The organism is Burkholderia sp. ABCPW 11 (assembly GCF_001523445.1).
In the GTDB taxonomy this organism is placed as follows: Bacteria; Pseudomonadota; Gammaproteobacteria; order Burkholderiales; family Burkholderiaceae; genus Burkholderia.
Window position 1 is genome coordinate 12489 of record NZ_LOVM01000013.1, and the last position, 21872, is coordinate 34360.

Below are 21872 nucleotides of genomic sequence, written 5' to 3' on the forward strand. Positions count from 1 at the left end.
CATGCTGCTCATGATCGACAACTACGACTCGTTTACCTACAACCTGGTCCAGTACTTCGGCGAACTCGGCGAGGACGTGCGCACCTACCGCAACGACGAAATCACGCTCGACGACATCGCGCGCCTGAATCCCGACACCATCTGCCTGTCGCCGGGGCCGAGCAATCCGCAACACGCGGGCATCACGCTCGAGGTGCTGCGCGAATTCGCGGGCAGGAAGCCGATCCTCGGCGTCTGCCTCGGCCACCAGGCGATCGGCGAAGCGTTCGGCGGCCGCGTGGTGCGCGCGAAGACCATCATGCACGGCAAGGTGAGCCGGATCGAAACCGACTGCCGCGGCGTGTTCGCCGACCTGCCGAAGCATTTCGACGTCACGCGCTATCACTCGCTCGCGATCGAACGCGAATCGCTGCCCGATTGCCTCGAGGTGTCCGCATGGACCGACGACGGCGAGATCATGGGCGTGCGCCACAAGACGCTGCCGGTCGAAGGCGTGCAGTTCCACCCGGAATCGATCCTGTCCGAGCACGGCCATGCGCTGCTCGAGAATTTCCTGAAGCAGAGCCGCGCCGCGGCCGCACCGGCCGCCTGACGGGAGACGTACGATGACGATTACCCCGCAGGAAGCGCTGCAGCGCACGATCGAGCACCGCGAGATCTTCCACGACGAAATGCTGCACCTGATGCGGCTGATCATGCGCGGCGACATGTCGCCCGTGATGGCGGCCGCGATCATCACCGGGCTGCGCGTGAAGAAGGAGACGATCGGCGAGATCGCCGCCGCCGCGACCGTGATGCGCGAATTCGCGAACCACGTCGAGGTGCGGGACAACTCGAATTTCGTCGACATCGTCGGCACCGGCGGCGACGGCTCGCACACGTTCAACATCTCGACCGCGTCGATGTTCGTCACGGCGGCTGCGGGTGCGAAGGTCGCGAAACACGGCAACCGCGGCGTGTCGAGCAAGTCCGGCAGCGCCGACGTGCTCGAGGCGCTCGGCGTGAACATCGACCTGCAGTCGGACCAGGTCGCCGCATCGATCGCCGAAACCGGCATGGGCTTCATGTTCGCGCCGAACCATCACCCGGCGATGAAGAACATCGCGGCCGTGCGCCGCGAACTCGGCGTGCGCACGATCTTCAACATCCTCGGCCCGCTGACCAATCCGGCCGGCGCGCCGAACCAGCTGATGGGCGTGTTCCACCCCGACCTCGTCGGCATCCAGGTGCGCGTGATGCAGCGCCTCGGCGCACAGCACGTGCTCGTCGTGTACGGCAAGGACGGGATGGACGAGGTGTCGCTCGGCGCCGCGACGCTCGTCGGCGAATTGCGCGACGGCGAGGTGCACGAATACGAGATCCATCCGGAGGACTTCGGCCTGCAGATGGTGTCGAACCGCACGCTGAAGGTGGAAAATGCCGACGAATCGCGCACGATGCTGCTCGGCGCGCTGGACAACCAGCCGGGCGTCGCGCGCGAGATCGTCACGCTGAACGCGGGCACCGCGCTCTATGCGGCCAATATCGCCGAGTCGATCGCGGACGGCATCCAGCTGGCCCGCGAAGCGATCGCGAGCGGCAAGGCCCGCGCGAAGGTCGACGAACTCGTGCGCTTCACGCAGCAGTTCAAGCGCTGACCCTCTTACGAATCAAGCAGGAATCCCTATGAGCGACATTCTCGACCGAATCATCGCCGTCAAGCGCGAAGAAGTGGCGGCGGCCATGCGTAGCACGCCACTCGAGGCGCTGAAGCTGGAAGCCTCCGCGCGCGACCTGCGCGACTTCGTCGGCGCGCTGCGGGCGAAACACGCGGCCGGCAACGCCGCCGTGATCGCCGAAATCAAGAAGGCAAGCCCGTCGAAAGGCGTGCTGCGCGAGCATTTCGTGCCGGCCGACATCGCGCGCTCGTATGCGGCGCACGGCGCCGCGTGCCTGTCGGTGCTGACCGACGAGCAGTTCTTCCAGGGCGGCGTCCGCTACCTCGAGGAAGCGCGCGCGGCCTGCACGCTGCCGGTGCTGCGCAAGGACTTCATCGTCGACGCGTACCAGATCGTCGAAGCCCGCGCGATGGGCGCCGACGCGATCCTGCTGATCGCCGCGGCACTCGACACGCCGCTGATGCAGGATCTGGAAGCCTATGCGCACTCGCTCGGCCTCGCGGTGCTGGTCGAAGTGCACGACCGTAACGAGATGGAACAGGCGCTGACGCTCAAGACGCCGCTGCTCGGCATCAACAACCGCAACCTGCGCACGTTCGAGACGTCGATCCGGACCACGCTCGACATGCTCGACATGATTCCAGCGGACCGCATCGTCGTGACCGAATCGGGCATCCTGTCGCGCACCGACGTCGACACCATGCGCGCGGCGAACGTGAACACGTTCCTCGTCGGCGAGGCGTTCATGCGCGCCGACCAGCCGGGCGAGGAACTCGCACGGATGTTCTTCTGATGGCGATCGAAAAGGAAATCAAGCTCGCGCTGCCGGCCGGCCAGGCCGACGCGGCGCGCCGCTTCTTCGAGACGCTGACCGGCGAACCCGGCCACACGATCACGCTCGCGAACGTCTATTACGACACGCCCGATCTCGCGCTGGCGCGCTCGAAGAGCGCGGTGCGCGTGCGCCGCACGCCGGACGGCTGGCTGCAGACGTTCAAGACAGTCGGCAGCGCGGAAGGCGGCCTGCACCGCCGCCACGAATGGGAACTGCCGGTCGCGGGCGACGCGCTCGAAATCGACGCGCTCGTCGCGGCCTGCGACGTGCCGGAAGCCGCCGCCGCGCTGAATGACGCGGCCGGTGCACTGTACGCGCTGTTCCGCACGGATTTTTCGCGTACGCTGTGGCGCATCGCAATCGGCGGCGCGACCGTCGAGGCCGCGGTAGACCTCGGCGAGATCGTCGTCCAGGCGGAACACGAAACGCGCCGCGAACCGATCAGCGAAATCGAACTCGAACTGATCGACGGCCCGGAAACGGCGCTCGCGACGCTCGCCGCCGAACTGCAGCAGGCACTGCCGGGCCTCGTTCCCGAAAACATCAGCAAGGCGCAGCGCGGCTACCGGCTGCGCGCGCAATAAACACGCATCACGCATGGCAACCCGCAAGACTTCCCGCGCGCCGCAACAGGCGTCGCTGTTCGACGATCCCGTGCCGGAACCGGCACCGGCCGATATTCCGTCCGAGGCTTCCGAGCCGCCCGCGGCCCAGCGAAAATCCACGAAGAAGACAGCCGCACCGGCGCCCGCGCCGGCCCCGACCGCCTCGGCACCGCAGCCCGTTGCTGCCGACGTGCCACATCTCGCCGCGCAATTCGACGCGCTGCCGGCCGTCTGGCGCGACGTGCTGAAACCGTTCACCGACAGCGACGCGTACGCGCCGCTGTGCCGCTTCGTCGATGACGAGCGCGCGGCCGGCAAGACGGTCTACCCGACCGACGTGTTCCGCGCACTGCGCCTGACGAGCCCGGACGACGTGAAGGTCGTGATCCTCGGCCAGGACCCGTATCACGGCGACGACCGCGGCACGCCGCAGGCGCACGGCCTCGCGTTCTCGGTGCCGCCGGCCGTGCGCCCGCCGCCGTCGCTGCGCAACATCTTCAAGGAAATCTCCGCGAACTTCGGTCACGACACACCGCGTCACGGCTGTCTCGATACATGGGCGCGCCAGGGCGTGCTGCTGCTCAACACCGTGCTGACGGTCGAGCGCGGCGCGGCCGCGAGCCATGCGAAGCGTGGCTGGGAGCAATGCACGGACACGCTGATACGCGAGCTCGCCGGCCGCCATCGCGGGCTCGTGTTCATGCTGTGGGGCGCGCATGCGCAGGCGAAGCGCGCACTGTTCGACGCGAACGCGCATTGCGTGCTCGAGGCGCCGCATCCGTCGCCGCTGTCCGCGCACCGCGGGTTCCTCGGCTGCCGCCATTTCGCGCTCGCGAACGACTATCTGATCGATGCAGGCCGCGAACCGATCGACTGGCGCCTGCCGGACGCAGCCGAAACGCTCGCGTAACGGCCTAGCGCCCGTCCACGCTAATAACGGGCTTGCGCCGGCCCCAGGGTTCGCCGGGCGAATACGAAAATGCCGCGTCCCTTTCGGGGCGCGGCATTTTTTATCGGGCGATGCAGCGGGTGCATCGCACCCGCATCGACCTGACGCGTTACGCGGCGGCGATCGCTTCGCGTGCGCCGGCCAGCGCGGCGCTCTGCGCATCCGGGCCAAGGTTCAGGCCTTCGGCGTGGATGAAGCTCACGTCGGTCATGCCGACGAAGCCGAGGAACGTGCGCAGGTACGGCGTCTGGCTGTCGTTCGGCGTACCCAGGTACTTGCCGCCGCGCGCCGTCACCACGTAAACCTTCTTGCCCTTGATCAGGCCTTCCGGCCCGTTCTCGGTGTAGCGGAACGTGACGCCTGCACGGGCGATCCAGTCGAAGTACGTCTTCAGTTGCGACGAGATGCCGAAGTTGTACATCGGTGCGCCGATCACGATGATGTCGGCAGCCTGCAGTTCGGCGATCAGCGCATCGCTCTTCGCGACGATCGCATTCTGTTCCGCGGTGCGCTTATCGGCCGGCGTGAAGAACGCGCCGAGCACCGATTCGTCGAGGTGCGGCAGCGCATCGGCCAGCAGGTCGCGAACCACGACGTTCGCGCCGGGGTTCGATTGTTGCAGCTTTGCCGTCAGTTCGTTGGCCAGCAGCGTGGATTGCGCACCTTGCGAACGCGCGGCGGAATTGATTTGCAGAATGGTCGTCATGTCAGGCTCCGGTAGGGTTGCGCTTCGGTAGCGCGAGTGACGCCATTGTGCGTGGCCGCATAACCGCGAAAAAGCGGGTTCTGGGCGACGGATTGTTGCAGCAGCGGGACAATACCCGATCGCGCCCCGATACCCGCTCGCGTACGGTTACCCCTTCAGCCAGGCTTCGCGGGCCTTCGTGGCCGCAGCAGGCTTCGCGGCCGCCGTCAGCCGGTAGCGCGTGACTTCCGGACCGTCGAGCTTCAGTTTCGCGGTGCGGAGCTCGTCGCGGCGAAACGCGTGGACCTCGACCTTGTCGCCCGGCCGGTAGCGGGCCAGCAGCGCATCGAGATTCGTGCCCGTCACGCGCAACCCGTCCACCGCGATCAGCGTGTCGCCGGCCGACAACCCCGCGCGATGCGCGGCGCCGCCTTCGTAGACCGCCGCCAACGTGCAGTCCGCGCCACCGCGCAAGCGCGCGCCGATCGTCGGCTTCTCGGCCGCGCCGAGCGCGACGTCGGGAGCCAGCGTCACGCCGAACGGCGCGAGCAGGTCGCCGAGCGGCAGGTCGCGCGTGCCGTGCACGGCGTCCACGAATAGGCGGCCGAGCGCGACGCCCGTTGCCTCTTCGATCAGCGTCTCGACTTCGTTTTCCTCCACGCCCGCCTGCTTGCCGCGATAGAAGTCGCGGCCGTAGCGTTGCCACAGCAGGCGCATCACGTCGTCGAGCGACTTCCGGTTACGCGTCTGCGCGCGAATCGCAAGGTCGAACGCGAGCGCCACGAGCGAGCCCTTCGTGTAATAGCTGACGATCGCATTGGTCGCGTTCTCGTCCTGACGGTAGTACTTGATCCACGCGTCGAACGAGCTTTCCGCGACGCTCTGCTTGAGCCGGCCCGTGCCGCGCAGCACGCCGCCGATCGTGCGGCCGAGCGCCGCGAAATATTCGTCCTGCGACATCAGCTCGCTGCGGACCAGCATCAGGTCGTCGTAATACGACGTGAAGCCCTCGAACAGCCACAGCAGCGACGTGTAGTTCTCGCGCGTGAGGTCGTACGGCACGAACGCCGCCGGCTTGATGCGCTTCACGTTCCACGTGTGGAAATACTCGTGGCTGCAGAGGCCGAGATACGTGCGATAGCCTTCCGTCGTTTCCGGCCGTCCCTTCACCGGCAGGTCGGTACGGTTGCAGATCAGCGCGGTCGACGCGCGATGCTCGAGGCCGCCGTAGCCGTCGCTGACCGCGAGCGTCATGAACACGTAGCGGTCCATCGGCGCCTTCTTCGACTTCGGCTCGAACAGCGCGATCTGCGCTTCGCACACGCGTTTCAGGTCGGTACGCAGCCGCTCCAGGTCGAGCTGCGTCACGCGCCCGGCGATCACGATGTCGTGCGGCACGCCGTGCGCGTCGAACGTCGCGAGCGCGAATTCGCCGATCGTCACCGGATGGTCGGACAGCTCGTCGTAGTTCGCCGCGCGATACGCGCCGAAACCGTAGCGCTTCGTCCCGCTCGCCTCGGGCAGCGCGGTGCCGACCCGCCACGTGCGGAACGCGGCGCCGGCCGGTTTAGCGATGTCGACTTCGCACGGCGCGTCCTCTCGACCGGCGACGCTCAGGAAAACGGCCGTCGCGTTGAAGAAGCCGCCCGACTCGTCGAGATACGCGGAGCGCACCGACAGGTCCCACGCATAGACGTCGTAGCGCAGCGTCAGCGCGCCGGTCACGGGCGCGGCCTGCCACGTGTGCTTGTCGGTCTTCGCGATGCGCACCTTGCGGCCCGCGTCGTTGAACGCGCGCAGCGTCACGATGTTGCGCGCGAACTCGCGCACGAGGTAGCTGCCCGGAATCCACACCGGTAGCGAGAAACGCTGGCCTTCGGGATCGGGATCGGCAACCGTCACCGTCACTTCGAACAAGTGCGCGGCAAGATCTTTCGGGACAATCGAATAGCGGATCGGCTGGGTCATCGTGGCAATCGGTCGGGGCGGGCGAAAACGAAGAGAGGCGCCGGCAGATCATGCGGGCGCCCCTCGCCGGCCGGGCCGTGCGCCCGGCGTGCGGTCGGTTACTTGCTCGAGGCGAGCGCCTGGTTGAGCTGGTCGGCCGATACCGCGCCCGGCAGGCGGCGGCCGTCCGGCAGGAAGATCGTCGGCGTGCCGGTGACGTTCATCCCGCGGCCGAGCGCGAGGTTCTTGTCGAGCGCGGTGGTGTCGCAGGTACCGGCGCCGGACGGCGCGCGGTGGTCGAGCATCCAGCTTTCCCACGTTTTCGCGCGGTCGGTCGCACACCAGATCGCCTTCGACTTCGCGGTCGAATCCGGCGACAGCACCGGGTACAGGAACGTGTAGACGGTCACGTTGTCGACCGACTGCAGCGTCGTCTCGAGCTTCTTGCAGTACGGGCAGTTCGGATCGGAGAACACCGCGATCTTGCGGGCGCCGTTGCCCTTGACGACCTTGATCGCATTCGCGAACGGCAGGCTCGCGAAGTCGATTTTGTTGATTTCGGACAGGCGGGCGTCGGTCAGATTCTTGTGCGTCCTGGCGTCGACGAGATCGCCGAGCAGCACGTAGTCGCCGGCAGCGTCGCTATAGATGATCTGCGAGCCGAGGTTCACTTCGTAAAGGCCGGCCACCGGCGATTTCGACACGCTCTTGATCGGCGCGTCGTTACCGAGACGGGCTTGCAGCGTGGCCTTCAGCTTGTCGGTGGTCTGGTCGGCCTGCGCGGTGCAGCCAAGCGTCGCCATCGTGACGGCCAGCGCCAGCGATGCGATGCGGATCGTTTTTTTCATCGAAATCTTCCCTTCAGCTCAATCGGAGTGCACGGCACAGTGTACGCCGTAACGGAACCGTCTCCGACCGGCGCGGCGGCAGAAGGTTCGTTCAGCCGAGCGCGGCCGACACGAGCCAGCGCTTCACGAGCGGCTGCGCGCCGACGAACGCCATGCCCGCATTGCGCACCGCCTTCGCGAGCGAACCCGGCACCGCGAACAGCCGCTGCAGGCCGTCGGTCGCGACCATCAGCGCGCGGATGTCCTCGCAGCGCGAACGCTCGTAGCGGCGCAGCAGCACCGTATCGCCGAGATTGCGGAAGCTTTCCTTGCCCGCGATCGCATCGGCGAGCGCCGCGACGTCGCGCAGCCCGAGGTTCATCCCCTGCCCCGCGAGCGGGTGGATCAGGTGCGCGGCATCGCCGACCAGCGCGACGCGCGGCGCGATCAGCTTGTCGACCGTCTGCAGCGCCAGCGGGAAGCCGGCGGCCGGCGTCACGCATTCGAGCGCGCCGACCTGGCCGTGCGACACACGCTCGACCTCGGCCGCGAGCTGCGCCGGATCGAGTGCGAGCAGTTCGTCAGCATGCGCGGTGTGCGCGGACCACACGAGCGACACGTGGCCGTCCGGCAGCGGCAGCAGCGCAACGATCTCGCCTTCGTGAAACCATTGGTAGGCCGTCTCGCGGTGCGGCAGCGACGCCTTGAAGTTCGCGACGACGCCCGTCTGCCGGTAGTCGCGCCGCTCTACCCTGGCCCCTATTTGGGAGCGCACCCACGAATGCGCGCCGTCGGCGCCGACCACGAGATCCGCTTCGAGCACCTGCCCCGACGACAGCGTGAGCACGGCCGCGTCGTCGCGCACGTCGAAACCCTGCGCACGTGCGTCGAACCACGTGAGGTTCGGCTGGAATCGCAGCGCGGCGTCGAGCGACGCCTCGACCAGCGACGATTCGGCGATCCACGCGAGCTGCGGCACGGACGCCTGGTAGGCGGAGAAATGCAGTTCGGCATGCGCATCGCCATACACGCGCATGTCGTACACCGGCGCGAGCCGGCCATGGTCGAGCGCCTGCCAGACTCGCAGCCGCTCGAGCAACGCCTGCGAACTGGACGACAGCGCGTAGACACGCGTGTCGAACGCGAGATCCGCGGGGCGCGGCGTGGCCGGCTGGGCGAGCAAGGCTGTCTTGTAGCCGGACTGGGTCAGCGCGAGCGCGGCCGTCTTGCCGACGAGCCCGCCGCCGACCACGGCGACGTCGAAGGTGTGGTGGGCAGTCATGGCGGGCATTATAGCCGCGGGGCCAAACCCTTACGCGGCCGGACTTTGCGGGAAATCAGCAGAACCGCGGGCCGGTGCGCCGACGCGTCGGCCCGCCGCATCGGCCGTTCGGCGCCCAGCCCGGAATCCGGGGCGCCGGCACGGTACAATAGCGTTTTTGACCGTCGGCCCGCCGCGCTCCATGCGCCGGCCGCCCTTTTTTCCCGCGCCGCCGTGCCCTGTCCGGCCGCGCCGCCTCACCCGTCCGAAGGATTCCATGAGTCTCAAATGCGGCATCGTCGGCTTGCCCAACGTCGGCAAGTCCACCCTGTTCAATGCGCTGACCAAGGCCGGCATCGCCGCCGAGAACTACCCGTTCTGCACGATCGAGCCGAACGTCGGCATCGTCGAAGTGCCGGATACGCGCCTGAAGGCGCTCTCCGAGATCGTCAAGCCGGAGCGTGTCGTGCCGGCCGTCGTCGAATTCGTCGACATCGCGGGCCTCGTCGCGGGCGCGAGCAAGGGTGAAGGCCTCGGCAACCAGTTCCTCGCGAACATCCGCGAAACCGACGCGATCACGCACGTCGTGCGCTGCTTCGAGGACGACAACGTCATTCACGTCGCCGGCAAGGTCAGCCCGATCGACGACATCGAAGTGATCAACACCGAACTGGCGCTCGCCGACCTCGGCACCGTCGAGAAGGCGCTCACGCGCTATTCGAAGGCGGCGAAGTCGGGCAACGACAAGGAAGCGGCGAAGCTCGTCGCGGTGCTTGAAAAGGTGCGCGCGCAACTCGACCAGGGCAAGGCCGTGCGCGGCCTCGCGCTGTCGGACGACGAAGAGGCGCTGATCAAGCCGTTCTGCCTGATCACCGCGAAGCCAGCGATGTACGTCGCCAACGTGAAGGACGACGGTTTCGAGAACAACCCGCACCTCGAGGCGGTGCGCAAGTACGCGGAAAGCGAAAACGCGCCGGTGGTCGCCGTATGCGCGGCGATCGAGGCGGAAATCGCCGATCTCGACGACGCGGACAAGGAAGCGTTCCTCGCCGACATGGGCATGGAAGAGCCGGGCCTCGACCGCGTGATCCGCGCGGGCTTCAAGCTGCTCGGCCTGCAGACCTACTTCACCGCAGGCGTGAAGGAAGTGCGCGCGTGGACGATCCACATCGGCGATACCGCGCCGCAAGCGGCCGGCGTGATCCACACCGACTTCGAGCGCGGCTTCATCCGTGCGCAGACGATCGCGTTCGACGACTTCGTCGCGTACAAGGGCGAGCAAGGCGCGAAGGAAGCCGGCAAGATGCGTGCGGAAGGGAAGGAATATGTCGTGCACGATGGCGACGTGATGAACTTCCTGTTCACCCGCACATAAGCGGGTATGGACATTCACCCCAGAATCCAAAGCCCATGGACGCGGGGTCGTCAGCGTGCCTTAACGGAGGTCCGCCCAGACCGGCCTCCGAGCGTTATGTAGTCAATCGAATTCGGCCGATAGCCGCCCTCTCGGGTTTTCCATCCCCTTCTTTACAAATAGGGCAAGCCGGCAAAGCCGGCGCGTCAGACGTTCGAGTGTGTACAACTCTGGAACCGCCCGCAGGGCGGCTGTCCACACCCTCGTGGTGTGGGCAGCAGAGTTGTGCACACGGGGACCTTGCACTGTCACCTGGCATCGGCATTTTTCCGAAATGCTACGCTTTCTCGGCGACCGCACTCAGCCGGTCAAAACTTCTGCTCAAGTTCAGCGACGAACTGGCTTGCTGGTATACCCAGAGCCTCACACCAGCTGCATAGTTCAATAACATCGAGCCGGCGCTCGCCGCGCTCGCACTTGCTAATGAAGGTCTGAGTCGTCTCAAGACGAGCTGCGACCTCTTCTTGTGTAAAACCCGCCTCTTCTCTAGCTGCTCGCAGCAGCTTAGCGAACATAGCGTATCGACGAGAGTAGATAGATTTTTCCATTGGCGGCTCGACGCGAAGAGCCGCAAGGTTGCAAGCGATTTTGGAATAGTCCAAAATAGACTATTTGCAAAGCAGGCCTCGTCCTGCCACGGCGCTGATTCGCGATGCCGCGCTGCCGTCGAATGTCAACTTCACGCGACGGGCACTCGGTTGCGAACTTCACTTTCAAAATTGCTCCTTGCGAAGGACAGCTGTCACATCGCAGGTCGATGACGGAGAATTATTGGTGACTGCTCCTCAAGCACAACGTCTAACGCTATCCCGTGATAACTCGCCGGCGGTGCGCCGGCTGGTGAAGACGGTTGAACCCGTGGACACCGGACTGCATCCCAAGCCCCGCTTGTGGATGGCAAACAGTAGGCAGCGCGAGCTATTTTCTTGCTTCCCGTTATTCTTTCGCGCGGTTCACCATCCCGAGTCGTACCTAGCGAACATCTCGCACTTCGGTATTCAGTGCGGCGTTGGCTGGTATCCAATCATTGAAGCGCTGGCGCGCGACATTGAAGCCGAGCTTCGCGCCTTGTGGCAGGAGCAACTCCAGTTTCCGGAGCAAATCGCCCAGATGGATAGGGCACTCCTGCACGGCCGGGCCACCTATCCTATGCTTCCCCTCTGCACCGACATCACACAGGCCGGCGGCCAGCTTACGGTAGTTCTGCTCAGTGGACAGCTGTGTCCCCTGGATGTGGAATCGCGAATCCAAGCGCAAGTGCAAATCGCAATTGCAGGCGCCCGGCACGTATGCGAGAGCTGCGGCAGGCCGGGCGAACTCCGGAAGGGCTATTGGCATCGCGTCTATTGCGACGGGTGCATCGTCCCAGCCACCGACCTCAGTCCCGCAGAATCACACGCGTAGACCAGCAAAACTGCGAGCCGAAGCGACCGATTGCACTTGCAACGTATACGAGCAATCTCCATGACCACAGCGTATGAGCGCACGAAAGCAGTCATCGAAACACGCAGGCTTTTGCAACTGCTTGGCTCCCCCGCCAGTACCGCCACGCGCGACGCAGTTCAGGGCGCCGCGCTGTTACTCCTCCGCCACTATCCGCTGGACATCGACCTCGAGATATCAGCCGCGGCATTGCCGGGAATCTGGGCCGCTCCCAAGCGCTAATGGACCGATGCGACAAGAATCTCGAGTTCTGGTCGCTCGCGAGATAGGGTGATGCTGCTGTGCGTTGAAAATCGGCCGGCCCAAAGCCGCTGCGCCGCAAAGAATCGACCTCCCGCGAGGTAACATGACGCAACGCCTTCAGGACGTTGTTGGCAAGCTGTATCGGTCACCAGCCGGCCACGCACGTCAGGTATTCGCACTGTCGCGACGCGACGCGGAAAGACTGCCCCGTCTGCCGTCGGTGGCCGTCATCTCCGTGACCGCTCCGGGACGTTCACCGGCCAATCTCGACGGCTTCGACCACGTGCTGCGCCTGAGCTTCACCGACGTGGACTTTCTGAAACCTGACTTGTCCAGAAAGGCAACGGAAAAGCTCACTGATGCCTTCACCCGCGGGCACGCTGACATGATTCGCTCATTCGTCGAACGCCTGCCGGACGAAATCAACGCAATTGTCGTCCATTGTGAGGGTGGCTACTCGCGGTCGTGTGCCATAGCGCTCGGACTTCACCGCCTATATGGCTACAACGTGGAAATGGAGCATCTCGCTCATGCGAATTCCTCAATACTTCACGTGATGACCGGAGACGAAAACATAGCCGGCGGTCGTGCAGAGCACGGCCAGCCGGGAATACTGGATGATGCATATAAAGGACTCAAGGACGGGCTTGCCGGCAAGACGATATTGGAAAGAAGGCCCCGCAAATCACTGCGACGGTCTGTGCGTCGGAAATGAGGTATGGCACCATTTCGCCAACTGGCTAGCGATTAAAGTTTGGGCATACGCTCTGTACGGGTCGCCTCATCCTTGTCTTTGTCGGGGGTCGGAAAAATCGATACCGACGACCGTCAATCCGTAGACGTTGTCCGGGAACAACGAAATAAGCTCGGCCGCCCTTACCTGAAGGAGCGAGATGAGTTCTGGGAAACGGATAAGCTTGTTGTCGCTTGGCCGTTTCCATTTCCGCGTCGGCTCCGTGTTGCCAACTGCATAGATGCCATAGTTGATACCTTCTGCACGCAAATACTGCCCAACAAGCTGGACCTCCAGACGTTCCAGAAGCTGTTCGACCGTCCATCCAAGGTTTGCTAGCTTCACTTCTACTGGAACAGCACTCAGCCCCGGAATTTCTATGCGAAGGTCTGGTCGCTGGTTCAAATCTACTATGGACTCCTGCGTAACCGAAAACCAGTTCAATGACCGGTCATCGAGTTGTCGCTTGAGGAACCCCTGGAAGTGCACTTCTTTGTCGTCGGCGCGTACCTGCAGTCGGTCAGTCGCATTTTCAGAAATTTCTACATTAGCCTTAATATCCGAGAGAAGGCGGGTCGTCAGCTCATATAGCTGGTAGTGTGAGCGAGGCTTGTGCCGATATCGGGTTCCGAACGACTGCACGTCTTCTGGAAACCATGCCGTCGGGTCAGCTCGTTTTCCATTTCTCTCGTCCTGGATACTCAAAATCCACTCAATTTCACTAGGTAAAGTTTTGTTCTCAACGAAGCTTCGTAATACTGAGTCGCATTCAGGCGAATCTGACGTGCGAAGCACTTCCCAAAGCCTCGCGCGGAAATCCTGTGCGTCGTCCCGAGCGACGGGCGAATATGCTCCTTGACTTGTCCTGTCGATATCATTTTCTCGACGAACATGCCGGCAAACCAACGGAAGCAAGCGGGCCAAGGATGGGGGAGAGAGATATGAAGCACGTCCCGTCGCTAGCTCCCCGCCAAAGCGCCCCCCCAGATGCGCACAGAGCGAAATAACCAACTCGTCGGCTTCGTCCCGTGCGGTACAACCCGCGATAACGGACTCGAGATATGCAATCGCCGACAAGGCATCCAATCTGAGCCACATACTCATCCAGGTCAACCAACGACCGTGGGATGGTACATATTGCTTTATTCGCGTAGACGCAAGACCCGCAAGCTCGTCGAGGTACGAATCACTGGTTCGCAGCAGTGTCGTCGTAGCGTGCTTGAGAACGTCATTGTGTAGCGGGTCAACCTTCGACAAGTTGCGCCAGACCGCAATAGCAGACGCGCTAGTCGGCGACTTCGCCGCGGCCAGCTTGGCGGTGACTTCATGGACGAGAGGTAAGTCAGCAGCGTATTTGAATTCGGCTTCTATAGCGGGAGATAGCGCATCAGCCACCGCGTCCGGAAACGCTAGTGCGAGAGTTTCAAACCATTCCGGCAAGCCATTGAGTTCACAGCAAGCAAACCTCACCGCGCGCGTAACGTCGGCTCGGCTAAAGTCACTAAACGTTAGACGACCCGCCTCCCATTCCGATTGAAGCGCAATCAGACCGAAAGTCGACCGAACATCGACAGAATTTTTTTCTTTTCGTTCCGACGGTAGTTCTGGTGAATAGGTCAACCAGAAATTGCGGCACCCTGCCTCGGCAGCTGCGGCAGGTGCGCGCCCCCACTTAGCGCTAACTTTTTCCCATGCGACCACTCCGTATTTCGTCGCGCTGCTATCGTGCATTACTGCGACCATATATTGAATAGCGCCGGGATACTTCGCCGAACGAATTCCAGGAAGATGCGTCCATATCCAATACCTCCCTCGAATTTCGCTTTTCCGGCGCTCCCACGCCATCTTTCGAATTGTCCACCAATGAGCGTCGAGCAGGCGTTGACGCACATACCTATCATATCGGCGATGAAACGGCGCTATTAACCTATTCTTAAAATGGGACAATACAAATGGACGAAGGTCCTCTTGAGTTAATGTCCGGCGTAACTTCCATGCTATAGTGGGTAACGATTTATGTGTCCTCCACGAAAGAAGAAGCGCGGCTTCGATTGCAACTTTCCTGTCATGCGCATTTTTACATTTGAGGCTATCGGAAATCATCCACTCTAAGTCGTCCCGCTTCCACGGGAGTAAGCAGTGGTAAGGGTCGAGCCTATGAGCCGGAGGTTCTTTCTTTTCGATTGTACGATAGCAAGCAACACGTCGCCAAAAGATGGCATGACGAAGTTCGGAATTATTATCCAGTACACCCCTTATCGTATCCCGCAACGACTCCTCATCAGCGTCACCTTTCCCTTCGAACATAATCCCACGCTCAACTTCCAAGACGGCCTTAAAAATCGTATCAATGTCCCCATTGACGTACGCTGATTTTTCTAGCACAGCAGCCAGAGCAGGTGCTATAAGGTCTGAGACCCAATAATAGTGCGCTGATGCGTCGCGTCGTGCACTGATTGGCTCCCGTTCCAGCATGGCGACGATGCCTTTCAGAAACGGCATCGCATTCGCGTCATCGAGAGACTCCATCAGTTTAGATTTGACTGAATTAAGGAACTCTATGTCGTAACGGTTGACGGATGTAGCTCTTCGAAGAAGCTCGAGGGCGCCATCGACCGAGATGTTCGTTGGGAAAAGCGTCTCAAAGAGATGCCCAAGGGTCACATTGTCTAAGTTGGCGACAAGCCGATAGTTATCCGCCAACTTTAGCTTATGCGCTGCTGTACCCGCATCACGAATTGCAAGAACTGCATACCGGCGTATCTCCTCCGAAGTTGTGGAGCTCTGAAACAATGCAATAACGCTGTCGACGCACTCCGTGAGCTTGCCCTCCATGACTATCATCAGCAAGCGTGCCTTCAAACCATCCGAAATTTCGTTGTCGGCAAGGTAGCCCGAAATATCTCCTGCAAGTTCGGAGTCCGCAATTCGAGCGAGAGATTCGAGGTCTACTTCGATTGGAACGTACTCGCGGCTACGATACTTCTGCATGATGGCAGTCAGGACACGCTTGCGATAGTGAATCGACAGAGCCGCGGGGTCCCCCCATTGCAGGTGAATTTCAGGCGCCGTCTCTAGCAGCAAGGTCTCCAACCGGCCACGCCACGCAGCCGCATCCCGCCTCACCAGCCAAGCGGCAACAGGCTTCATTGACGCACGTAGCGTAATTGCACCATTGGACCGAACGAACAGTAGTTCCCTCAGAGATTCAAACGGGCAGTTGTGCTCCATCAGACGTTCAATCCAGGACGCGGCGAGGTACTCGACGTGTGACCGATGGTGGAAGGAAAGTGCGCCACGGCTTTCCGAATCGAACAACGCTCGGTCGAGCAGCGCTCGTCTTTCCCGTGATGTCCAATCGCTCGGGAGAACAAGGTCGGTCGCGATGTGCCTTTGGCCAGTAATATGAGCATCATCAGGGACGGCAAACTTTAGGTTCTTGCAAAGTATCGCCGCCGCCGCGAGAAATTCGGCCCCCACCCTCGCGCGCTCCGGCGTTAATGGGTCACCCCGTTCTTTGTTGGATACTTCGGCAAGCAGTTTGCGAACCATGTACTCGGTCAATGCCGTTAGACCGCTCAGCTCACGATTTTCCTTCCAATAGCTGTACAGGCTTGCGACATCCAGCGGACGACCAGCAAATGGCCAGGCATTGTGCTTGCTCAATGCTTCCAGAAATTTCTCCGCGTCCAGAATTCCTTTACTTTGCGCATAAAGGCGAACCTGGTCTGGCGTGAGCGGAAGGATTGTCGTAACGAGAATTTCTTCTGGCGTCGTTCCCGGATTTTCCGGCGGAGCTACGAACCGTTCTCTTATTGCCTCGCGGTCAGTCCGTGGTCGCCACTCGCTGATTCTCGAACTGATTATCAGTTGTGCTCGAAACCGTGCCGGCCCTAGCGCTTTGCCAAGTCGTTCGAGCGCGGTAATGAAATCATCGTCGCGCGTCAACTTTGACTCATCGACTGCATCGAGCAAGAAAAGCGCGGCGTCAGTCGATTTCTTCCAACGCTCGAATCGTTCCAACTCGTCAGCAGACAGAAGAGCCTTGACGTCCTCGGTGACCAATTGCTCGAGACGCAAGAAGAAACTATCAGGACGACGGCGTTGTTGAGCGCGAAGCTCCTCCGACTTCCCGCTGCCCGGTTCGCCGAGCACTACGACTAAGCGGTTACTCAAAAGTCCGTGCCAGTCGAGCGCTGAGTAGCGACTAACGTATTCCGAGACATAACTTTGAGTCGCAATATCGTCAACCGACTCTTCATCGCGATAACGCTGAAATCTTCGGCCGAGCTCAACAAAGCCTCCGGTGTGCGTCTGAGCGGACTCCAGAAAATCCGTGCTTACTAAACTAGAAGTTGCCTTTGCGTCCAAAGCTACCCCCGGGATTTCGGTTGTTTCGTGGCATTTTAAGATGACGCAGGGAGTCTCAATCGACCGCACTCTCCCTCGCCTCTTCATAAAGGATGGAGCGCGACAGTCAAGCAGGGTAGCCGACGCGCAATGGCGGCTGCCATTGACGCCTGTCGATTCCCGTTCGTTGGACGAGGTTTTCGACAAGCGTCAAGTCTCTACCAAAAACGTAGTGCTGTGCCTGATTCACCACCGCGAGGTTCACCCGTCGCACTTGGTCACGAGTAAGCGACCTCTGGGCAATCTGGTCACCGATGCCCGACATTGCCAGCGTTGACACTTGTGACAACGGAAGGAGGGTTATAACCTCCGGCGAGAGGAAGCCCGCGCCGGCATATACGTCCTGTTCCGGCTGGTCTCGCCAAACCCGACAAACAGGGCTATCGCTAGTAACAAAGGAAAAGCGCTCCGATTCACGACGCCAGATAGTCCAGTTCAGCCGCAGGAAAACGTGAGCGAATCTCGGCGCATGCCGCAACATCGCGCCAATGGCCTCCGCCCGCTCAACTCCCGGGTCCAGTGGTTCCGGTAGCGCCTCCGCCTCCTCGCGCCCGGCTCCATGCGCCCGGAAAGCCTCCAACCAGGCTACGTACGCTGGCGTTCGCGTGTACTGGAACGCTACATAGGCTGCCAACGTCATCCGGTCGCCGTCACCGAGTTCATCACCATTGTCGACACGCCGAATCGAGTGGCTGGCAGCCGTCTCCACTTCCCCGAGCGCCGCTTCTATGTCAAACACGCGGTTGCCCTGCTCATCTTCGTACGCATAGTAGTCGCGCCGGTGAGCAACTTCTGAGGGTCGCTGAGCTCGGTACACGTTCCGAACGCGGTCATAGACAGCGAGTCGTTGAGTGTCGTCGGCACAAAAGCCGTCGAGATAGAAGCGGGGGACGAAATGGTGACGCCGAGGCTGGTTCATTCAAACCTTCCTGTGGTTGGGCTTTACGTCAGAAGTCGCAGTGCACTTCCAGACTGCCGAAAAATGCATTTCCCGCCGGTTGCGATGCATGCCTCGACGGTTACATCGAAAGGCAGGCAACGGATGCTAACAACGAAAGCTTTCCATTCAGCGGATTCCTGAAGCGAAGTCCGCGGCTGGGATTCAACAAATCGACAGGCCCGAAGACGCATTGTGCGCCGCACCGACCGGCAAACAGCAGGGAAACAATTTCGGCGTGATTTCGAGTATCATCCTCGGGGAGTAGAGTAAAAGTAAAAGGGTTTTTTGCGAGGAAGAGACCTTGGCCGTCTATGTAGACAACGCTCGGATAGCGTGGCGCGGTCGCCGGTGGTGCCATTTGGTTGCCGATTCGCTTGATGAACTGCACGGGTTCGCGAAGTCCCTAGGACTGAAACGCGGTTGGTTCCAGGCGCAGGCGTCGTTGCCACATTACGACGTCACTGTCGAAGTTAGAGACGTAGCATTGAGTCGAGGCGCGATGCAGGCGGACCGACGAACGCTCGTTTTGCGTGGCCGCCAATTGAAACTCGAACTCCAAGACTCGCTCGCAAGAGCAAACGCTCAGTTGAGACTGTTTGACTGAGCATAGAGTTTTTCGTCGTCTCAACTTTCGCGGTTTCACAGGCGACAGACCACGCCTGGTGTGCCGCTCTCGCCATGTACCTGACCGCAGACACAATCGATGACCTGCTGAACAAGGTTTATCGTCGCCTCCTGAGAAAGCGCGGCGCAAGTGAAATCGTTCCAACGAAAGGCGCCATAAACGAAATAAACGGCGCGCTGCTACTCTTAAAGAACCCAAGGGCCAGACTAAGCCAAAGCGAAAGAAAAAATACCGTTTTCAGTTGCTTAGGCGAATTTCTTTGGTACCTCTCTGGCTCCGACAAACTCGACTTCATCCAGTATTACATCAAGACGTACTCGGAATTTTCTGACGACGACGAGACGATTTTTGGCGCCTACGGCCCGCGCTTATTCGGTTCCGATAACGCCCCCAACCAAGTACAAAACGTCATCCGGACACTCCAGGCAAGCTCCCCATCGCGCCGAGCCGTCATTCAGCTCTTCCGTGGAGAAGACCTTGCCAAGAACCTGGAGAAGAGGCGAAAAGACCTTCCCTGTACGTGCACGCTGCAATTCACCGTCAGAGACCATCAACTACATGCGATGGTCATGATGCGTTCGAATGATGCCTTCATGGGGCTGCCCCACGACATCTTCGCGTTCACCATGCTGCAAGAACTCATCGCTCGCTCCTTGGGAGTCGAAGTCGGTCAATACAAACACGCGGTCGGCAGCCTTCACCTCTACGTAACAGACACTCAGTCAGTATTCGATTACCTCGACGAAGGCTACCAAGAGCGCGTTTCAATGCCCAACATGCCGGCAGGCGACCCTTGGCAGACGGTAGAGAAGGTACTACACGCCGAGCGCCAAGTGCGGCAAGGGAAGCAACCGAAGCTTGACGACCTTCCTCCCTATTGGGCCGACCTTGTCCGGCTATTGCAGGTGTATCGCTACTCTCGCAAAGGGGCTCGCCAAGCAGACAGGGAAAAGCTGGTCGACATCAAAGAACAAATGACGACCAATGTCTTCGACGTTCACATCGCGAAGCGTCAGCGTCAAACGGCAGCACCTTCTGCGCCGATGTTGTTTGATGGTGCGGCCCTTGATGCTCAGCAACCGGCAAGCACCGACTCAAACAAAAGATAGTTGACTGAACCAACACGTTCGATGGACCATTCATGAAGAATCCAGCTCTCTCCAAAAAGCTCGACGCCATTCTTGCGGCGTATCGTGTCAATGGCAAGGCTCTACCTGGCATATCAACAGTAGAAGAACGCGAAGCCTTGGTCGCCCAAATCGTCGATAGCGTCGCACGCATCGATTACATCAAGGCCATCGCAGCTCGGCCAATCTCTCTGAAGCGTCTTGACCCCAAGAACGCGGAAATGTTTGACCCGCTGCGAGCCGCGATTCATCACATGCGCAATGGCAACGTGGACGAGGCGTTCTGGTTAGTCTTTCTGTTCGTAGTCTGCGGCAAGCACTTGAAGAAAGGCTATGGTCTCTTGCGAATGGTCTACGGTGCCTACAATGATAAATTCACTTGGACTTGGGATAAGTTCTCAAGGAATCCCAATCAGTTTACGCTATGGCTTCATCAGCATCTCGATGACATCGAGGCTCAGAAGAAAGACTTCCCGTTTGGAAACCACCGCAAATATGAGAGTCGCGGGGAGCTAGACATCGTGCTCAAGAGCTACTCCGCATGGATTGGTCCGAAGCGGTCACATGCGACGTTTTTTGCCAATGCGAAAGCTGAGGCCGGAAACGACCCCAAGAAGCTATTCGACTATCTGTATAAAAAAATGAAAGCAGTTCAACAGTTTGGCCGAACAGGCAAGTTTGATTACCTGACAATGATTGCCAAAGTAGGGCTTGTTGAAATCGAACCGCCGTCAGCGTACATCGTTCATGCAACGGGCCCGGAGCGCGGAGCGCGCCTACTTTTCAGCGGAGCGGTCGACAACAAGACCTATTCGAAAAAGAAATTGGATGAACTCGCAATCGAACTCGAGAAGGCCCTAGGCGTCGGCATGCAGGTGATTGAGGATTCGCTTTGCAATTGGCAAAAAAGTCCCGCGAAGTACAAGCCGTTCCGCGGTTAAACGGCATTCCACTTGTAACGATTCTTCAAATTGTTATAGATTTTTTGGCTGACTAATCCACGGAACTGCATCTGTCCAACGACGATGCCATACGATACCCCGGCGTCGCGAGCAAGTCGCATGATTCCCTTGAGCGACTTCGACGCCCCGGGCAAGCGAGCCTGCAGGTGAGGAGGAATGAGTTGCTCCGTCGCAAACTTATTGGCCTCTTCTTCCTGGGGAGACATTGGCCCGTCCGATGTCTCGAGAATCATCAAGTCTGCATCCCAATGCAAGACCAAGTGTCCTGCTTCATGAAAAAAAGAGAACCAAAACTGGTCATCGCTCAGATATCTGACTGACAGTAGCAGCACCGCTTTGTCTGGGGCGCAAAAAAAAGTTGCGCCACTCGCGCGACAGCCCTTCGGGGCCTTCACAATGACAACGGCAACGCCAGCCTCAGCACAAAGCTGCCGAAGCTTCGGTAAAAATTCAGATGGGTTCGGAATATTAGTCAGCGCTCGAATCTTCGAAAGCTGAGCTCCAAAGAGTGCAGGACTCCACTTCTTACACTCAATTTTCTCTGCTTCGAGTTCACCCCGCCGAAGCCATACTGCAGTCGCGACCTCATCCTCCTCGAACGTGTCACTCGTACGAAACGCGGCCGCGCCTTTTGTATCAGAATACGTCCGACGCCACGCATCCAAGTTCGGCACGTCGAAGAACGCAAGGCAACGGCGGAGTTTCTCTCGCTTGTCTCTCGTCGGCTCAAGCCAGCCAAACTCTTGCATCTGCTTGACCGGCAGGCTCTTAAGCCAAGCTTGGTACTCTTCATTGTCTGGGTCGACGCCATCGGTCATCTTAGCGAGCTGCTCCCGATACTGTTCTTCTCGGCATAGCCAGAAACCGGCAGACGCCCCAAGCTCCGCCTCGAGACGCTTGGCGATACGAGCCGTGAGAGCACATTTTCCCTCTAGGAGGCTTTCGAAGTCGGCCTCGGACATATCAACCGAGTGCGCCAAGCGCGTCGAGGCAACGCCCCGGGACTTCATCAAATCGCTGATGGTTCGACCTGGCGGAATGGCCCACATGGGCGCGAATTCGGCTTCAGCTCTCATTGGTACGCTCGATAGACAAGATTTTCACGCGCGTTACCTGCGCCCAGTCTAGGGCTCCCGGTTCACCTGGAGGAGGACGATTGTTAGCCTCGGCAACCATACGGTACTCGTCGTCGATTGGAATGACAATTC

At 60.6% G+C, this 21872-nt stretch carries 21 protein-coding genes; 12 read left to right on the forward strand and 9 right to left on the reverse strand.

Annotated features, from left to right (window positions below):
• The first annotated feature begins 1 nt into the window (after position 1).
• From WS61_RS05830 to WS61_RS05850, 5 genes are read left to right on the forward strand one after another with little or no spacing between them, the layout of a single operon-like run.
• The gene (locus WS61_RS05830) at positions 2 to 592 is read left to right on the forward strand and encodes an aminodeoxychorismate/anthranilate synthase component II (RefSeq protein ID WP_059499661.1); all 591 of its coding nucleotides are present in this window, start codon (positions 2 to 4) and stop codon (positions 590 to 592) included.
• A gap of 13 nt (positions 593 to 605) precedes the next feature.
• Positions 606 to 1637, forward strand: a complete 1032-nt coding sequence (gene trpD / locus WS61_RS05835) for an anthranilate phosphoribosyltransferase (RefSeq protein WP_034209840.1) — start codon at positions 606 to 608, stop codon at positions 1635 to 1637.
• A 28-nt stretch (positions 1638 to 1665) separates the two neighbouring features.
• Positions 1666 to 2451 carry an indole-3-glycerol phosphate synthase TrpC gene (gene trpC, locus WS61_RS05840; protein WP_059499662.1) on the forward strand — a complete coding sequence of 262 codons (786 nt, stop codon included), beginning with the start codon at positions 1666 to 1668 and terminating at the stop codon, positions 2449 to 2451.
• Positions 2451 to 3077, forward strand: coding sequence for a CYTH domain-containing protein (locus WS61_RS05845; protein ID WP_059499663.1), 627 nt, complete (start codon positions 2451 to 2453; stop codon positions 3075 to 3077). Before trpC ends, WS61_RS05845 begins: the two co-directional genes overlap by 1 nt.
• Before the next feature lie 13 nt (positions 3078 to 3090).
• Positions 3091 to 4008, forward strand: coding sequence for a uracil-DNA glycosylase (locus tag WS61_RS05850; RefSeq protein ID WP_059499664.1), 918 nt, complete (start codon positions 3091 to 3093; stop codon positions 4006 to 4008).
• Between the two features lie 148 nt (positions 4009 to 4156).
• Here WS61_RS05850 and WS61_RS05855 read toward each other — a convergent pair whose 3' ends face one another.
• From WS61_RS05855 to WS61_RS05870, 4 genes are all read right to left on the reverse strand, one after another.
• A complete protein-coding gene (locus WS61_RS05855) occupies positions 4157 to 4753 on the reverse strand; it encodes an FMN-dependent NADH-azoreductase (RefSeq protein WP_059499665.1) in 597 nt (198 codons plus the stop codon).
• 147 nt (positions 4754 to 4900) lie between these two features.
• Positions 4901 to 6700: a M61 family metallopeptidase gene (locus WS61_RS05860; RefSeq protein ID WP_059499666.1), complete on the reverse strand. Its 1800-nt coding sequence runs from the start codon at positions 6698 to 6700 to the stop codon at positions 4901 to 4903.
• Positions 6701 to 6798: 98 nt separating this feature from the next.
• On the reverse strand, positions 6799 to 7527 hold the full coding sequence (locus WS61_RS05865; protein ID WP_059499667.1) for a DsbC family protein: 729 nt from the start codon (positions 7525 to 7527) through the stop codon (positions 6799 to 6801).
• A 91-nt stretch (positions 7528 to 7618) separates the two neighbouring features.
• Entirely contained in the window at positions 7619 to 8797 is a 1179-nt protein-coding gene (locus tag WS61_RS05870) for a UbiH/UbiF family hydroxylase (RefSeq protein WP_059499668.1), read from the reverse strand.
• A 247-nt stretch (positions 8798 to 9044) separates the two neighbouring features.
• Between WS61_RS05870 and ychF the strand changes: the two genes are divergently transcribed.
• Positions 9045 to 10142, forward strand: coding sequence for a redox-regulated ATPase YchF (gene ychF, locus WS61_RS05875; RefSeq protein WP_059499669.1), 1098 nt, complete (start codon positions 9045 to 9047; stop codon positions 10140 to 10142).
• Between the two features lie 347 nt (positions 10143 to 10489).
• On the opposite strand, the gene WS61_RS32680 is transcribed toward ychF, so the two are convergent.
• Entirely contained in the window at positions 10490 to 10729 is a 240-nt protein-coding gene (locus WS61_RS32680) for a helix-turn-helix domain-containing protein (RefSeq protein WP_080278811.1), read from the reverse strand.
• A gap of 226 nt (positions 10730 to 10955) precedes the next feature.
• On the opposite strand from WS61_RS32680, the gene WS61_RS05880 reads away from it, so the two are divergent.
• The 3 genes from WS61_RS05880 to WS61_RS05890 all read left to right on the forward strand — a co-directional run bounded on the left by WS61_RS05880 (position 10956) and on the right by WS61_RS05890 (position 12582).
• Positions 10956 to 11585: a hypothetical protein gene (locus tag WS61_RS05880; protein ID WP_157692680.1), complete on the forward strand. Its 630-nt coding sequence runs from the start codon at positions 10956 to 10958 to the stop codon at positions 11583 to 11585.
• Between the two features lie 60 nt (positions 11586 to 11645).
• Entirely contained in the window at positions 11646 to 11846 is a 201-nt protein-coding gene (locus WS61_RS05885; protein WP_059499671.1) for a BPSL0761 family protein, read from the forward strand.
• A gap of 124 nt (positions 11847 to 11970) precedes the next feature.
• Entirely contained in the window at positions 11971 to 12582 is a 612-nt protein-coding gene (locus WS61_RS05890) for a hypothetical protein (protein WP_052139785.1), read from the forward strand.
• Between the two features lie 66 nt (positions 12583 to 12648).
• On the opposite strand, the gene WS61_RS34715 is transcribed toward WS61_RS05890, so the two are convergent.
• The 3 genes from WS61_RS34715 to WS61_RS35155 all read right to left on the reverse strand — a co-directional run bounded on the left by WS61_RS34715 (position 12649) and on the right by WS61_RS35155 (position 18338).
• A complete protein-coding gene (locus WS61_RS34715) occupies positions 12649 to 16971 on the reverse strand; it encodes an NACHT domain-containing NTPase (RefSeq protein ID WP_157692681.1) in 4323 nt (1440 codons plus the stop codon).
• A 106-nt stretch (positions 16972 to 17077) separates the two neighbouring features.
• Entirely contained in the window at positions 17078 to 17929 is an 852-nt protein-coding gene (locus WS61_RS05895) for a DUF4238 domain-containing protein (RefSeq protein ID WP_059499672.1), read from the reverse strand.
• Positions 17930 to 18029: 100 nt separating this feature from the next.
• The gene (locus WS61_RS35155; RefSeq protein ID WP_179949660.1) at positions 18030 to 18338 is read right to left on the reverse strand and encodes a hypothetical protein; all 309 of its coding nucleotides are present in this window, start codon (positions 18336 to 18338) and stop codon (positions 18030 to 18032) included.
• Here WS61_RS35155 and WS61_RS32685 point away from each other — a divergent pair.
• From WS61_RS32685 to WS61_RS05905, 3 genes are all read left to right on the forward strand, one after another.
• Positions 18309 to 18554, forward strand: coding sequence for a DUF4031 domain-containing protein (locus WS61_RS32685; protein ID WP_229656742.1), 246 nt, complete (start codon positions 18309 to 18311; stop codon positions 18552 to 18554). The genes WS61_RS35155 and WS61_RS32685 overlap by 30 nt on opposite strands.
• 74 nt (positions 18555 to 18628) lie before the next feature.
• Positions 18629 to 19684, forward strand: coding sequence for a thymidylate synthase (locus WS61_RS05900; protein ID WP_038789018.1), 1056 nt, complete (start codon positions 18629 to 18631; stop codon positions 19682 to 19684).
• A 32-nt stretch (positions 19685 to 19716) separates the two neighbouring features.
• Positions 19717 to 20643, forward strand: coding sequence for a hypothetical protein (locus WS61_RS05905; RefSeq protein WP_059499673.1), 927 nt, complete (start codon positions 19717 to 19719; stop codon positions 20641 to 20643).
• On the opposite strand, the gene WS61_RS05910 is transcribed toward WS61_RS05905, so the two are convergent.
• Positions 20640 to 21740, reverse strand: a complete 1101-nt coding sequence (locus tag WS61_RS05910) for an ImmA/IrrE family metallo-endopeptidase (RefSeq protein ID WP_059499674.1) — start codon at positions 21738 to 21740, stop codon at positions 20640 to 20642. The genes WS61_RS05905 and WS61_RS05910 overlap by 4 nt on opposite strands.
• Positions 21741 to 21872 lie beyond the last annotated feature (132 nt).

Coding starts and splice junctions, on each gene's coding strand:
- WS61_RS05865 (WP_059499667.1), bottom strand. CDS start 7,527: ATGAAAAAAACGATCCGCATCGCATCGCTGGCGCTGGCCGTCACGATG.
- WS61_RS05890 (WP_052139785.1), top strand. CDS start 11,971: ATGACGCAACGCCTTCAGGACGTTGTTGGCAAGCTGTATCGGTCACCA.
- WS61_RS05885 (WP_059499671.1), top strand. CDS start 11,646: ATGACCACAGCGTATGAGCGCACGAAAGCAGTCATCGAAACACGCAGG.
- trpC (WP_059499662.1), top strand. CDS start 1,666: ATGAGCGACATTCTCGACCGAATCATCGCCGTCAAGCGCGAAGAAGTG.
- WS61_RS05900 (WP_038789018.1), top strand. CDS start 18,629: ATGTACCTGACCGCAGACACAATCGATGACCTGCTGAACAAGGTTTAT.
- WS61_RS05860 (WP_059499666.1), bottom strand. CDS start 6,700: ATGACCCAGCCGATCCGCTATTCGATTGTCCCGAAAGATCTTGCCGCG.
- WS61_RS05910 (WP_059499674.1), bottom strand. CDS start 21,740: ATGAGAGCTGAAGCCGAATTCGCGCCCATGTGGGCCATTCCGCCAGGT.
- WS61_RS05830 (WP_059499661.1), top strand. CDS start 2: ATGCTGCTCATGATCGACAACTACGACTCGTTTACCTACAACCTGGTC.
- WS61_RS32680 (WP_080278811.1), bottom strand. CDS start 10,729: ATGGAAAAATCTATCTACTCTCGTCGATACGCTATGTTCGCTAAGCTG.
- trpD (WP_034209840.1), top strand. CDS start 606: ATGACGATTACCCCGCAGGAAGCGCTGCAGCGCACGATCGAGCACCGC.
- WS61_RS05895 (WP_059499672.1), bottom strand. CDS start 17,929: ATGAACCAGCCTCGGCGTCACCATTTCGTCCCCCGCTTCTATCTCGAC.
- WS61_RS05850 (WP_059499664.1), top strand. CDS start 3,091: ATGGCAACCCGCAAGACTTCCCGCGCGCCGCAACAGGCGTCGCTGTTC.
- WS61_RS05855 (WP_059499665.1), bottom strand. CDS start 4,753: ATGACGACCATTCTGCAAATCAATTCCGCCGCGCGTTCGCAAGGTGCG.
- WS61_RS05845 (WP_059499663.1), top strand. CDS start 2,451: ATGGCGATCGAAAAGGAAATCAAGCTCGCGCTGCCGGCCGGCCAGGCC.
- WS61_RS05905 (WP_059499673.1), top strand. CDS start 19,717: ATGAAGAATCCAGCTCTCTCCAAAAAGCTCGACGCCATTCTTGCGGCG.
- ychF (WP_059499669.1), top strand. CDS start 9,045: ATGAGTCTCAAATGCGGCATCGTCGGCTTGCCCAACGTCGGCAAGTCC.
- WS61_RS05870 (WP_059499668.1), bottom strand. CDS start 8,797: ATGCCCGCCATGACTGCCCACCACACCTTCGACGTCGCCGTGGTCGGC.